General features: G+C 41.9%; 13 protein-coding genes. 1 reads left to right on the forward strand and 12 read right to left on the reverse strand.

All coding sequences use genetic code 11. The features are described from left to right. Position 1: 1 nt before the first annotated feature. The 7 genes from yqfD to rpsU all read right to left on the reverse strand — a co-directional run bounded on the left by yqfD (position 2) and on the right by rpsU (position 5,343). A complete protein-coding gene (yqfD, locus tag SB660_RS08360; protein ID WP_180310503.1) occupies positions 2 to 1,192 on the reverse strand; it encodes a sporulation protein YqfD in 1,191 nt (396 codons plus the stop codon). An 18-nt stretch (positions 1,193 to 1,210) separates the two neighbouring features. After that, positions 1,211 to 1,492, reverse strand: coding sequence for a sporulation protein YqfC (gene yqfC / locus SB660_RS08365; protein ID WP_012010618.1), 282 nt, complete (start codon positions 1,490 to 1,492; stop codon positions 1,211 to 1,213). Positions 1,493 to 1,702: 210 nt separating this feature from the next. Further along, positions 1,703 to 2,200, reverse strand: a complete 498-nt coding sequence (locus tag SB660_RS08370; protein WP_180310502.1) for a hypothetical protein — start codon at positions 2,198 to 2,200, stop codon at positions 1,703 to 1,705. Positions 2,201 to 2,231: 31 nt separating this feature from the next. Next, positions 2,232 to 3,224, reverse strand: a complete 993-nt coding sequence (gene floA, locus SB660_RS08375; RefSeq protein ID WP_034661354.1) for a flotillin-like protein FloA — start codon at positions 3,222 to 3,224, stop codon at positions 2,232 to 2,234. Positions 3,225 to 3,250: 26 nt separating this feature from the next. Then, positions 3,251 to 4,564, reverse strand: coding sequence for an NfeD family protein (locus SB660_RS08380; protein WP_410582099.1), 1,314 nt, complete (start codon positions 4,562 to 4,564; stop codon positions 3,251 to 3,253). A gap of 141 nt (positions 4,565 to 4,705) precedes the next feature. After that, entirely contained in the window at positions 4,706 to 5,155 is a 450-nt protein-coding gene (locus tag SB660_RS08385) for a GatB/YqeY domain-containing protein (protein ID WP_410582101.1), read from the reverse strand. Positions 5,156 to 5,169: 14 nt separating this feature from the next. Next, positions 5,170 to 5,343 (reverse strand): 30S ribosomal protein S21, encoded by a 174-nt coding sequence (gene rpsU / locus SB660_RS08390; protein WP_003152957.1) that lies wholly within the window; start codon positions 5,341 to 5,343, stop codon positions 5,170 to 5,172. 182 nt (positions 5,344 to 5,525) lie between these two features. On the opposite strand from rpsU, the gene SB660_RS08395 reads away from it, so the two are divergent. After that, positions 5,526 to 6,455 carry a Na/Pi symporter gene (locus SB660_RS08395; protein WP_410582103.1) on the forward strand — a complete coding sequence of 310 codons (930 nt, stop codon included), beginning with the start codon at positions 5,526 to 5,528 and terminating at the stop codon, positions 6,453 to 6,455. 40 nt (positions 6,456 to 6,495) lie between these two features. Here SB660_RS08395 and mtaB read toward each other — a convergent pair whose 3' ends face one another. From mtaB to dnaK, 5 genes are all read right to left on the reverse strand, one after another. After that, the gene (mtaB, locus tag SB660_RS08400) at positions 6,496 to 7,854 is read right to left on the reverse strand and encodes a tRNA (N(6)-L-threonylcarbamoyladenosine(37)-C(2))-methylthiotransferase MtaB (protein ID WP_169057207.1); all 1,359 of its coding nucleotides are present in this window, start codon (positions 7,852 to 7,854) and stop codon (positions 6,496 to 6,498) included. Then, on the reverse strand, positions 7,854 to 8,624 hold the full coding sequence (locus tag SB660_RS08405; RefSeq protein WP_410582105.1) for a 16S rRNA (uracil(1498)-N(3))-methyltransferase: 771 nt from the start codon (positions 8,622 to 8,624) through the stop codon (positions 7,854 to 7,856). Before SB660_RS08405 ends, mtaB begins: the two co-directional genes overlap by 1 nt. 23 nt (positions 8,625 to 8,647) lie before the next feature. Then, positions 8,648 to 9,583 (reverse strand): 50S ribosomal protein L11 methyltransferase, encoded by a 936-nt coding sequence (gene prmA, locus SB660_RS08410; protein ID WP_003217481.1) that lies wholly within the window; start codon positions 9,581 to 9,583, stop codon positions 8,648 to 8,650. Between the two features lie 22 nt (positions 9,584 to 9,605). Then, positions 9,606 to 10,739, reverse strand: a complete 1,134-nt coding sequence (gene dnaJ, locus SB660_RS08415; RefSeq protein WP_012010628.1) for a molecular chaperone DnaJ — start codon at positions 10,737 to 10,739, stop codon at positions 9,606 to 9,608. A gap of 165 nt (positions 10,740 to 10,904) precedes the next feature. After that, positions 10,905 to 12,746, reverse strand: coding sequence for a molecular chaperone DnaK (gene dnaK / locus SB660_RS08420; RefSeq protein ID WP_012010629.1), 1,842 nt, complete (start codon positions 12,744 to 12,746; stop codon positions 10,905 to 10,907). Between the last annotated feature and the right edge of the window lie 4 nt (positions 12,747 to 12,750).

Consider the following 12,750-nt stretch of genomic DNA (forward strand, 5'->3'; position numbering starts at 1 on the left):
TCTAGTCTCCCTGAACAATAGGTGTTGGTTGAACAATATCTTCTATTACTTGGTAAAGGATGATTAACTTAACTTTACCATTCCCTGTTGTCTCGTGCAAAACTTTTTCACTTTTCACCTCTCCTGTTTGACCTAGCTTCTCTTCTAATTCTTTTTTACCCATTTTAATCCCTGCTTGAACCGCTTCTTTATTTGTGTATGTCCGGTTAATTTTTTCACTTTCGCGTGTCGTTTCTTTTTCATAGGAAAATGGGAGCTGGAACTGTAAAAAATGGAGTGGGTGAACTTCTGTTTCTATTTTTGGCTGCTTAAAATCATCCTTTTTAAAGGAAAAGCCCCAAAATGGCATTGAACCTCCAAATGCGGAAAGCTTGTGCTTTGTCTTCATTTTACCCGTAAAGACATCAAAAGATGTTCGAAGAGGGACAGAAACTTCAGAACGGTACCACGTTTCTCCATAAATTTTCGCTTTAGCACCGACCGTTTTTTGCTTGTCTTCACTGCCGATGAGGCCTGAGACGAGCATTTGTCCTTTCTTCACATGTTCATCAACTGCGGCAAGCGGCTCCCCTTTTTCCACATACATTCTTGTGATGACCGCCTTCTTCTTAGCCACAATATGCTGAGGACTCGTATATTTCTCTTTCTCAGGCTCATTTTTTTCCACAACTTTCATTTGAAATGTTGTACCGTTTAGTTCAACGCCAACCCATGTAATGCTTTGAATATTGGCGGTCAGTGATTTTTGAATTTTTTCAGGTGTTCCCATTAGAAACTGAAAACGGCCTTTTTGCACCCCAATCTCGTCTAAATGCTTTCTCATCTGATGTTCAGTTTCTGGATTGGCTCCTTTAATATCTATTTTCCACACCATGTTTGAAAGCGCCAATATCGTCACTAGAAAAAACACAATCCCAAAGGTAAACCCAATATTCTTTCTTGACCATAGGAGAAGGAATGGAAATCCCTTCCTTTGATGAAATAAACATGTTACCTCATGATGTCTTTGTACTTTTCTGAAGGCATGTACATCTGATAAGCGAATAAATAAGCGCACGCTGTCTTGACGGCGGCTCACTTGAAACATTGTGATCCCCTGTCTCGTGCACTCATTGATGAGCCGCTCAATGCCGCTTCCCTTGATCTCCACTTCCACTCTGCCAATAAAATAGGCAAACCATTTATTCTTCACACTTCTCCCCTCCGTCAGTTAAGAATCAATATAACGGACCTCATCGATTTTCCCTTCTAATAAGATCTCTTCTGGCAAAATCGTTTTAATCACAAAATCTTTCCCTGAAATAATGCATTGTCCTTGTTTGAGCATCAGCCTTACCTCTTGATCACTGAAAAGCAAAAGCCCTTTATGGTTCTCTATGTAAATGTGGAGTCTGCCAACCATCGTAATACGGGGAAGATCCATCATGACGTCTGGAGGGATTTCAAGTGTTCTTGTCAGCCATGCTTTAAGTCGATTTTTTCTTTTTCCCATTCAATAAGAACCCCTTCCCACCTCATGTGTATGAGATCAAACTGAAAGATGGTGAGACTGATGAGAAAGCCTCTATGTCATCTTATTCCTCAGCGGTTCAGATCATGCTAATGAATCCCGCAAAACAGCCATTTCATCATTTTTCACTGCGAGAGGTCTCCCTCAAGTCAAATAAAAAAAGCCCCTTTTTATATAAAGGGACTTTCTTGTTTATCTGTTATATGGCCGTTTCATCGTTCTGTGCGGCTTTTTCGCGCGCGGCTCTCCAAATACTTCTCCAAGAAGCATGCCTTGAACAACAGTATTTTGATTAAGCTTGCCAATGACGTGCGGCTTCATTTCCGCAGCAGAAGCTTTCGGCTTGGTCAGCTGCCTTTCAAGAGATTGGAACTCTTTATTCAGCTCACTTTTTCTTTCTTCCATTTCAGCTAGTGTAGCGGTATAACGATCCTGTAAGGACTGTGATCCTTGCTTCTTCATCCCGCCATGATCATGTACATCGCCGAAATCGTCCAACTGGTCTGTTTTGACCGGGTTTGGGCTCGTTTGTTCTGCTTTCTTTTGAGACATAGGCTTATTCTGAGGAGCCGGCTTATGTTGCCGGTTGTTTTGTTCCTTCTCCTCTTGTTTGCCGATTTTTCCAAATACAGCAGAGATAATACCAATGATAATCGCAATTAGTAACGGATTTTCAAATAGAATGTCCATTGGGCTCCCTCCTTACAGCGTGAGAGGATGCTTATTTGTTTTCATTATCAGATGGACCTTTTGTCATTTTACCAAATGAATCTCTCATGTCCGTATCAGCATCGATATTCTTAATGTTCATGTAGTCCATGACTCCAATATTACCTTCACGTAATGCTTCAGCCATGGCAAGTGGTACTTCAGCCTCTGCTTCTACGACTTTCGCGCGCATTTCTTCAACTCTTGCACGCATTTCTTGCTCCTGGGCAACAGCCATTGCGCGGCGTTCTTCTGCTTTTGCCTGTGCAATGTTTTTATCTGCTTCTGCTTGGTCTGTTTGCAGAATTGCCCCGATGTTCTTACCGATATCCACATCTGCGATATCAATCGAGAGAATTTCAAACGCAGTACCTGAATCTAATCCTTTACCAAGAACCGTTTGAGAAATCATATCTGGGTTTTCTAGAACCTTTTTATGATTATTTGATGAACCAATTGTAGAGACAATCCCTTCACCTACACGAGCAATGATTGTTTCTTCACCTGCACCACCGACAAGTCGTTCGATGTTTGCACGAACTGTAATACGTGCTTTTGCTTTTACTTCAATTCCGTCCATTGCCACACCAGAGATAAATGGTGTTTCAATGACTTTAGGGTTTACACTCATTTGTACAGCTTCAAGTACGTCACGGCCTGCTAGGTCGATCGCTGCACAGCGTGCAAAGTTCAATTCGATATTCGCACGTTGAGCCGCGATCAATGCATTTACAACACGGTCAACGTTACCACCTGCAAGGTAGTGACTTTCTAATTGGTTAATCGTCACATCAAGACCTGCTTTATGTGCTTTGATGAGCGGATTGACCACTCGGTTTGGAATAACGCGGCGAAGTCTCATTCCTACAAGTGTAAAAATGCTCACTCTTACGCCAGCCGCTAGGGCAGAAATCCACAGCATCACCGGTACAAAGGTGAAGAAGATCGATAGAACGATCAGACCTGCTGCGATAATCACAAATAATAGTAAAGTAGATGGATCCATTTTATTCCTCCTATAAAATCAGTTATCTATACTTTCCTCACGACAATGCGTGAGCCTTCCGCTTTCACAATTTTTACTTTTTCATCCTTATCGATGAATGCACCTTCTGACACAACATCAATGCGTTCATCTCCAAATACAATTGTACCTGACGGACGAAGTGCGGTTGCTGTCACCGCGATTTGCCCAACAAGATCTTCTCTTGTTTCATTTGAGACATAACCGCTTTCCTTATTGGTTGAATCGGTTAAAATGAACTTTTTGAAAAATTTCATACGTTTCCCCAACACCTTTGTCAATATAATAACTGCTATGATTGAAACAGCAGTGGCAATCAAGATGGAAATCGCCATTTCTGTAAAGCTTCCAGCTGCTAAAAATAAGCTGACAACCACACAGATCAGTCCAATGACACCTACGATTCCCCCCGGCAAAAACAATTCCAGAATGATAAGCAATAACCCTGCTAAAAACAGGAACAACGTCTCATAACCTGCAAAACCTGCCACAAGATGACCATAAAAGAATAGAAGAAGCGCTGTCACTCCCATGGTACCTGGAACCCCAAAGCCGGGTGAATAGAGCTCAACGATTAACCCTAAGCTTGCGATGGATAAAAGGATTGGAATGACAATTGGGTGCGTGAAAAAGCGCGCAACCTTTTCGGCAAAGCTCACTTCATCGTATTGAATAGAAGCGTCTGCTAAATTCAGCTTCTGAAGCAAGTCATCCATATTTTTCGCTTCCCCTTCTGCATAACCGAATTGAAGGGCACGGTCTGTATTGAAGGTAAGCAATTCTCCTTTTGGTGCACCAGCTTCTTTTGCGTCTATATTTACATCTGCCATTGCAAGTGCATACTTTGGATCACGCCCCTGCTTTTCGGCAGCGTCACTCATTTCAGCAAGCCATAGCGATTCAGATTTTTGATCGGCAGCATTGCCTTCTCCGTCAATGATCGCAGCAGCCCCCATCTTTCCATTTGGGGTCATATAGATTTGGTCGGCATTTAGCGCAAGGAAAGCCCCTGCTGAAAGCGCTCTATGATTCACAAACGCTGTCACAGGGATATCAGACGCACGAATGGTATCTGCGATCTCAAGCGCCGCATCGACTGCGCCACCTGGTGTATTGATGTCTAGAATGATATGTTTCGCTCGTTCGGACTTTGCCTGCTCAAATGATCGCTCAATAAATTGAGAAAGTCCTTTTTCTACTGTATCTTCAATTGGGATAACATGAACTTTCTGATCTGCTGATTTCGCGGTCAATTGAACCCCTAATAATAAGCATATTATAAAACAGCTGAAGAGAGCAATAGAAATTTTTATTTTTTTCATCTATTTGGTGATCCCTCCTCTCTATCTTCCATTTTACCGTTCCTTTACATACGTTACAAATGTATCATAGGTTTCATTTTTATATGACAGATTGATGAGGGTATAAAAAAAGTACCCTTCTAACAATAGAAGGATACTTTTTTATTGAGACAGCTGCTCGCTGACAAATCTGTTAATGACAGCTCCATCAGCTTTACCTTTTACTTTTGGCATAATAGCGCTCATGACTTTACCCATATCAGCCTTCGATGAAGCGCCTGTTTCAGCGATCGTCTCTTTCACGATTGTTAGCAGTTCTTCTTCAGAAAACTGTTCAGGTAAATAAACGTCTAAGATGTCAATCTCTTTTTGAACTTTATCTACTAAATCTAAGCGATTAGCTTTCGAAAATTCATGGAGGGAGTCTTTACGTTGCTTCATCTCGCGGGAAAGGACGGTTAGTTCCTCATCGCCGGTCAAACTGTCTTTCTTAAGCTTAATTGCTTCATTTTGGAGTGAAGCCTTTACCATCCGAATGACAACAAGCTTGTCTTTCTCACGGTTTTTCATAAAAAGCTTCATATCAGAATTTAATTGCTCAAGAAGACTCATAAAATCCACCCTCTTTAGAATTTACGTTTTCTAGCAGCTTCAGACTTTTTCTTGCGCTTTACGCTAGGCTTTTCATAAAATTCACGCTTTCTTGCTTCTTGCAATGTTCCAGTTTTGGATACACTGCGTTTAAAGCGACGAAGAGCATCTTCAAGCGATTCGTTTTTTCTAACGACCGTTTTTGACATTCTCTTTCCCTCCCTCCGAATACACCAATCGACTGCATTAAAAAAAGATATACATGCGAAACATGTACCTAGATATTATAATATAAGCCTAGTGTGAGGTCAACTAAGTGATTTGGAAATATATTTTCGTCATGAGCAGGTAGACAAGTCCATATATTCATTGGTAAGAGGAGGACTTTTCTATGATGGCGATCATTTATTTTTGTGCACTTATTTTCATTTTTTTATGGTCAATGGGTTTGCTGAGAAAAGGATTAATGGCGCTTGCGTCGTCTCGTATTGAGAAATCACTTCTTCTCTTTACAGATCACCCAGTAAAAGCATTCTTAGTCAGCATTATATTTACAGGGATTCTCCAAAGCAGTTCGGCGTTTATGGTCATCGTGATCGGCTTTGTCAGTACAGGCATTCTCTCTTTTAAAAAATCCATTCCAATGATTCTTGGTACCAATATTGGCTCCACGTTTACAACAGAATTTATCGCCATTAAAATGGATGTTTTCATGTGGGTCTTGATCCTAGCTGGCCTCATATGTATGATGTTAGGCAGAAAATCTTTACGGCATGCAGGAAAAAGTATATTTGGACTCGGGATGATCTTTTTTTGTATTCAAGGCTTTTCTAAAATTGCAGGTATGATGACAAGTCAGCCTGAGACATTGCGCTTTCTCGAAATGATGCAGCATTCTGACTGGACGGCGCTGCTTTCGGGTACTATTTTCACAGCAATTGTTCATTCGAGCTCCGTCTGTATCGGCATTTTAATGGGCTTTATGAATGAAGGAACGGTTGGGCTTCAGGAAGGCATCAGCTTTGTGTTAGGATCCAATATCGGGACATGTATTACAGCCGTTATGGCTGCCATATCTGGCGGCTATGCAGCACGTCAAACAGCTTATGCCCACGTTTTGTTTAATGTGCTTGGAGTACTTTTATGTCTCCCATTTCTCGCCATGATGACAGAATTTGTCGCCCTTCTTGCAAACGCTCCAGCTCAGCAAATTGCGCACTTCAGCCTGCTGTTTAATGTGGCAAGCTCTTTGCTTTTCTTCCCATTCATCCGTCCATTTCACACATTGATTTTATGTCTTTTACCGAATCACTCAAAATAAAAACACCGGCTTGCCCTTTTGGCAGCCGGTGTTTTATTGATTATGAGGTCATTCTCACTTTGTCTGTTTGTACTTCATCGCTTATACGAACGAATTGTCCTTCGTTATAAGGATAACCCGCTTTCGTGATTTTCACCTTGACCAAACGGCCGATCATGTCCTCTGTTCCTTCAAAAACAACCTTCATATAGTTATCTGTATAGCCCACATAAAGATTGTGCTTTCCTTCTTGTTCTTTGAAGGATTCTTCCGGAATAATCTCTAGGACATCTCCTTCATAAGCAGATGCGTATTCTTTCGCAAGCTGGTCAGAAAGAGCGATCAAGCGGTGGACACGTTCGTTTTTCACATTTTCATCCACTTGATCATCCATTCTTGCAGCTGGCGTCCCCGTACGTTTACTGTAAGGGAATACGTGCAGTTCAGAGAATTGATGGTCTTTGACAAAATTGTATGTTTCCAAAAACTCTTCTTCTGTTTCTCCAGGGAATCCTACAATCACATCAGAGGTGACAGCAAGACCTGGCAATGCTTTTTTCAGCTTTGTTAAACGCTCTGCAAAGAATTCCATCGTATATTTACGGCGCATTCTTTTCAGTACTGTATTAGAACCAGATTGAAGCGGTATATGAAGATGTCTGACAATCTTATCTGACTGATCAAGCACTTCTATCACTTCATCTGTAATTTGACTTGCTTCGATAGATGAAATACGAATTCGTTTTAAGCCATTGACACGTGCATCTAATTCTTTCAGAAGCTTTGCAAAGTTATAATCTTTTAAGTCTTCTCCGTATCCGCCTGTGTGAATACCTGTTAATACAATTTCTTTATAGCCTGCATCCACAAGCTGCTGCGCTTGGTTGATGACCTCTTCTGGATCACGAGAACGAAGAAGTCCGCGAGCCCAAGGAATAATGCAGAATGTACAGAAATTGTTACAGCCTTCTTGGATTTTTAATGACGCACGTGTTCTGTCTGTAAAAGCAGGAACATCGAGTTCTTCAAACACACGTGCCTTCATGATATTGCCAACCCCATTAATCGGCTGTCTTTCTCTGCGATATTCTTCAATGTAACCAAGCAATTTATGTCTGTCTTGTGTTCCCACGACAATATCAACACCTGGAATCGCCATGATTTCTGCTGGAGATGTTTGCGCATAACAGCCTGTTACACAAATGACACCATCCGGGTTATGACGAATGGCTCTTCTAATGACTTGGCGGCTTTTTTTATCGCCTGTATTCGTGACCGTACATGTATTAATGACATATACGTCTGCTTTTGATTCGTACTCTTTTCTTTCATAGCCTGCTTCTTTAAACAGCTGCCAGATCGCTTCTGTTTCATAGTGATTGACCTTACAGCCAAGTGTATGGAACGCTACTGTTCCCATCATGATTCACCTCTTAATAACTCTGTTTGATAAGATATAGCAGAAAGCGCGTAAAGAGGAGCTGTTTCCGTTCTTAAAATGCGTGGTCCGAGCCCGCAAATGACTGCACCAAGCGTTTCAAGCGCTTCAATCTCCTTTTCTGCCAAACCGCCTTCAGGGCCAAAAACCACTAGCAAGGTTTGTCCGCCTTTCATCTGTTGGAGTACAGTTTGAAAGCGGCTTTGCTCTCCTTCTTTCGATGATTCTTCGTATGCAACGACACATTTATCGAATTCACCAGCTAATTGAGTCAGCTCTTTAAACGTTGATACTGGATAAACATGAGGAATGATATTCCGGTAGGACTGCTCAGCTGCTTCTTTCGCAATTTTCTCCCAGCGTTCTCGTTTTTTATGTGACTTCTTTTGGTCAAGTTTTGTAATAGAACGAGCCGCTTGAAACGGGATAAATGAACTTGCGCCAAGCTCTGTGCCTTTTTGGATAATCAGCTCAAGCTTATCTCCTTTTGGGAGTCCGCTCGCAATTGTTACCCTTACCGGAAGCTCTCTGTCCTTATTTGTCCAGCCTTCAAGGTGACAAATGACTTCTTCCTTTGTTATTGTATCAATTTTACTGAGCGCTTCAAAGCCGTCTGTCGTTAAGCAAAGGATTTCCTGCCCTGCTTTCATGCGCATGACGTTGGAAAGATGATGTACATCTTCACCTTCGATGACGATAGATCCCTTTGCGATCACTTCTTCTTTCGTGAGGTCGATAAAATATCGTTGCATACGTGTCCTGACACCTACTCGCTTTATTTTTTCGCTATAATGCTGACCCAATCTTCCATTGACAGCACTTCAACTATGTCAAAACCTGCTTCTTCTAATGCTGTTTTGACTTGTAATTTCTTTTGTCCAATGATGCCCGATGTAATGAAATAGCCATCTTTCTTCAATAAATCATAAGCTTGATCTGTAAAGCGCAAAATCACTTCTGCGAGAATGTTGGCGACGATCACATCACGTTCACCTGAAATCCCATCAAGTAAGTTATTTTGCTTGACCGTCACTTGTTCGCTTACACCATTTAGCTCGATGTTTTGCTTCGCACTTTCAACCGCAACGGTGTCGAGATCAAAGGCTTGAATGTCCTTTGCACCAACCATCGCTGCTGCCACACTTAAAATCCCAGAGCCTGTTCCAACATCAATCACCGTATCGTTTTCCTTCACATAGCGCTCAAGCGCCTGAATACACAGAACGGTTGTTGGATGTGTCCCTGTTCCAAATGCCATTCCTGGGTCCATTTCAATAATCAGTTCATCAGAATGAACCGGAGTATATTCTTCCCATGTTGGAACGATGGTGAATTTTTCAGAGATTTTCACAGGGTGATAGTATTTCTTCCATGCGGTGGCCCATTCTTCTTCATTTACTTCACAGATAGACAGCGTATTTCTTCCTAGGTCAATATCGTATAGAAGAAGATTGTTGATGGCTTCTTTGATCTCATCTACCGTTTCCATTAAAAAGCTGTTCATTGGAAGATAAGCTTTGACGATGACCCCTTCTTCAGGATAGTCATTCGGATCGAGCTGGTAGATCTCACCGTATACATTTTCACGTTCCTTGACTAAATCAAGCGGGTCCTCAATCACGACACCACTCGCACCTGCTTCATGCAAAATATTGGTGATTGGTTCCACCGCTTCATTTGTTGTATGGACGCTAATTTCTGACCACTTCAATACTACCAACTCCTTATCCGTCTTACTCGCCTTTAAATGCGCGTTTTACCTTATCGAAGAAGCTCATTTCTTGTTCGTCCGGTTTATTTCCGCTCACTTCAGCAAATTTTCTAATGATATCTTTTTGATTGTCCGTTAAATTTGTTGGTGTGACGACTCGTACAACGATATGCTGATCGCCTTGACCATAGCCGCGTACATTTTTCACACCTTTTCCTTTGAGTCTAAATTTCGTGCCAGTTTGCGTGCCAGCAGGGACTTTCAATTTTACTTTACCGTGTAATGTCGGCACTTCAATTTCGTCACCTAATGCAGCCTGTGCAAAGGTTAGCGGCATTTCGCAGTAAATGTCATCTCCGTCACGCTCGAAGAATTCATGCGAGCGCACATGGAACACAACAAATAAATCGCCTGGAGGTCCTCCATTTACACCTGGCTCCCCTTGACCAGACACTCTGAGCTGCTGACCATCGTCAACACCAGCTGGGATCGTCACATTGATTTTCTTACGCTTACGCACTTTACCAGAGCCGCCGCATGTAGAACATTTGTGATCGATTTGTTTTCCTGTTCCGCTACAGTAGTTACATACTCTGCGGTTGACCACTTTACCAAACGGAGTTGACTGCTCAACATTTAATTGACCAGAGCCGCCGCAATGTGAACAAGTCTTCGCATCTGTTCCAGGCTTTGCCCCTGATCCATGACACGTTTCACATGATTCCTCACGAGGAATTTCAATCGTTGCTTCTTTCCCAAATGCTGCTTCTTCAAATGAAAGCGTCATTGTATATTGCAAGTCTGCTCCTTGACGCGGTGCATTTGGATCTCTTCTTCTGGCTCCGCCGCCAAAAATACTAGAGAAGATGTCATCAAAGCCGCCGAAGCCGCCAAAGTCTCCTCCTCCGCCAAAACCGCCGCCGCCAAAGCCTTGGTTTGGATCCGTATGACCGAATTGATCATACTGCGAACGTTTTTGATCGTCAGAAAGGGTTTCATAGGCTTCTTTTACTTCTTTGAATTTCTCATCTGAGCCAGCTTCTTTATTAATATCAGGGTGATACTTTTTTGAAAGCTTGCGGTATGCCTTTTTGATCTCGTCTTTTGAGGCGCTCTTACTCACGCCAAGCACTTCATAGTAATCACGCTTACTCATCTCTTCACACTCCCGATTTTCTCACATAAATACGATTGTATCATTTTGATTTGACCTTTTTCAATTGCTTTCATCGTTGGAAAGAAAAAAAGTCAAAGCCAAGAGATCCTGACTTTGACTTTCTGACGAGTACGTTTCAGCAGTCTTTTTCAAAAGTAAAGGTGATTATTTTTTCTCTTGATCGTCGTTTACTTCTTCGTATTCTGCATCCACTACATTGTCATCTGCTTTTTGAGCACCTTCAGCGCCGCCTTCTTGCTGAGCTTGTGCTTGTTTTGCAGCTTCTTCATAGAGCTTTGTCGTTAGTTCTTGAACGATTGTTTGCAGCTCATCTTTTTTCGCTTTGATGTCTTCAAGCTCGCCTTTTTCGATCGCAGCTTTTAGTGCATCTTTCGCGTCGTTTGCTTTTTTCACTTGCTCTTCATCGATTTTGCCTTCTAGATCTTTTAATGTTTTTTCAGTTGTAAACACTAATTGATCTGCTTCATTGCGCACTTCGATTTCTTCTTTTTTCTTCGCATCTGCTTCAGCATTTTCTTCTGCTTCTTTGACCATTTTTTCGATCTCATCATCAGAAAGACCTGAAGAAGATTTGATTGTGATGTTTTGCTCTTTGCCTGTACCCATATCTTTCGCACGTACGTTGACAATACCGTTTTTATCAATATCAAAAGATACTTCGATTTGTGGTACGCCGCGTGGTGCTGGCGGAATGTCAGTCAATTGGAAACGACCTAATGTTTTGTTGTCTGCTGCCATTGGGCGCTCACCTTGCAGAACATGGATGTCTACCGCTGTTTGGTTGTCAGCAGCCGTTGAGAATACTTGAGATTTACTTGTTGGAATTGTTGTATTACGTTCAATCAGCTTTGTGAATACGCCGCCCATTGTTTCAATTCCTAAAGAAAGTGGTGTTACGTCAAGAAGAACAACGTCTTTAACATCTCCTGTGATGACTCCACCTTGGATCGCCGCACCAAGAGCAACCACTTCATCAGGGTTTACACCTTTATGAGGCTCTTTGCCTGTTTCTTTTTTGATTGCTTCTTGTACTGCAGGAATACGAGTTGATCCACCAACAAGGATGACTTTATCAATCTCGCTAGCAGATAAACCAGCATCTTTCAAAGATTGACGTACAGGTGTCATTGTACGCTCTACAAGGTCTGCAGAAAGCTCTTCGAATTTAGCACGCGTTAGCGTTAATTCTAGGTGAAGAGGACCTGCATCTCCAGCTGTGATAAATGGCAGTGAGATTTGTGTAGAAGATACACCAGAAAGATCTTTTTTCGCTTTTTCAGCAGCATCTTTTAAACGCTGAAGCGCCATTTTATCTTTTGATAGGTCAATGCCATTTTCTTTTTTGAATTCAGCCACTAAGTGATCAATGATCACTTGGTCAAAATCGTCTCCACCTAGACGGTTGTCCCCAGCAGTTGAGCGTACTTCAAAGACGCCGTCTCCAAGCTCAAGGACTGATACGTCAAATGTACCGCCGCCAAGGTCATATACAAGAATCGTTTGATCTTCATCTGTTTTATCTAAACCATAAGCAAGTGCAGCTGCTGTTGGTTCGTTGATGATACGTTCTACTTCAAGACCAGCAATTTTACCAGCATCTTTTGTAGCTTGACGTTCTGCATCGTTGAAGTAAGCAGGAACTGTGATAACAGCTTTTGTTACTTCTTCGCCAAGGTAACCTTCAGCGTAAGATTTAAGATGTTGAAGAATGATTGCAGAGATTTCCTGCGGCGTGTAGTTCTTGCCTTCAACTTCTACTTTATAATCTGTACCCATATGTCTTTTAACAGACATGATTGTGTTCGGGTTTGTAATTGATTGGCGTTTCGCTACTTCACCAACTTGGCGCTCTCCATTTTTAAAAGCGACAACAGATGGTGTTGTACGTGCTCCTTCAGCGTTTGCAATGACTTTTGGCTCTCCGCCTTCAAGTACTGCAACACATGAGTTTGTTGTTCCTAAGTCAATCCCAATGATTTTACTCATAATC

It is taken from the genome of Bacillus sp. SIMBA_005, assembly GCF_046535585.1.
In the GTDB taxonomy this organism is placed as follows: domain Bacteria; phylum Bacillota; class Bacilli; order Bacillales; family Bacillaceae; genus Bacillus; species Bacillus pumilus.

Coding starts and splice junctions, on each gene's coding strand:
- yqfC (WP_012010618.1), bottom strand. CDS start 1,492: ATGGGAAAAAGAAAAAATCGACTTAAAGCATGGCTGACAAGAACACTT.
- rpsU (WP_003152957.1), bottom strand. CDS start 5,343: ATGTCAAAAACGGTCGTTAGAAAAAACGAATCGCTTGAAGATGCTCTT.
- SB660_RS08405 (WP_410582105.1), bottom strand. CDS start 8,624: ATGCAACGATATTTTATCGACCTCACGAAAGAAGAAGTGATCGCAAAG.
- floA (WP_034661354.1), bottom strand. CDS start 3,224: ATGGATCCATCTACTTTACTATTATTTGTGATTATCGCAGCAGGTCTG.
- SB660_RS08370 (WP_180310502.1), bottom strand. CDS start 2,200: ATGGACATTCTATTTGAAAATCCGTTACTAATTGCGATTATCATTGGT.
- dnaJ (WP_012010628.1), bottom strand. CDS start 10,739: ATGAGTAAGCGTGATTACTATGAAGTGCTTGGCGTGAGTAAGAGCGCC.
- SB660_RS08380 (WP_410582099.1), bottom strand. CDS start 4,564: ATGAAAAAAATAAAAATTTCTATTGCTCTCTTCAGCTGTTTTATAATA.
- SB660_RS08385 (WP_410582101.1), bottom strand. CDS start 5,155: ATGAGTCTTCTTGAGCAATTAAATTCTGATATGAAGCTTTTTATGAAA.
- SB660_RS08395 (WP_410582103.1), top strand. CDS start 5,526: ATGATGGCGATCATTTATTTTTGTGCACTTATTTTCATTTTTTTATGG.
- dnaK (WP_012010629.1), bottom strand. CDS start 12,746: ATGAGTAAAATCATTGGGATTGACTTAGGAACAACAAACTCATGTGTT.
- mtaB (WP_169057207.1), bottom strand. CDS start 7,854: ATGGGAACAGTAGCGTTCCATACACTTGGCTGTAAGGTCAATCACTAT.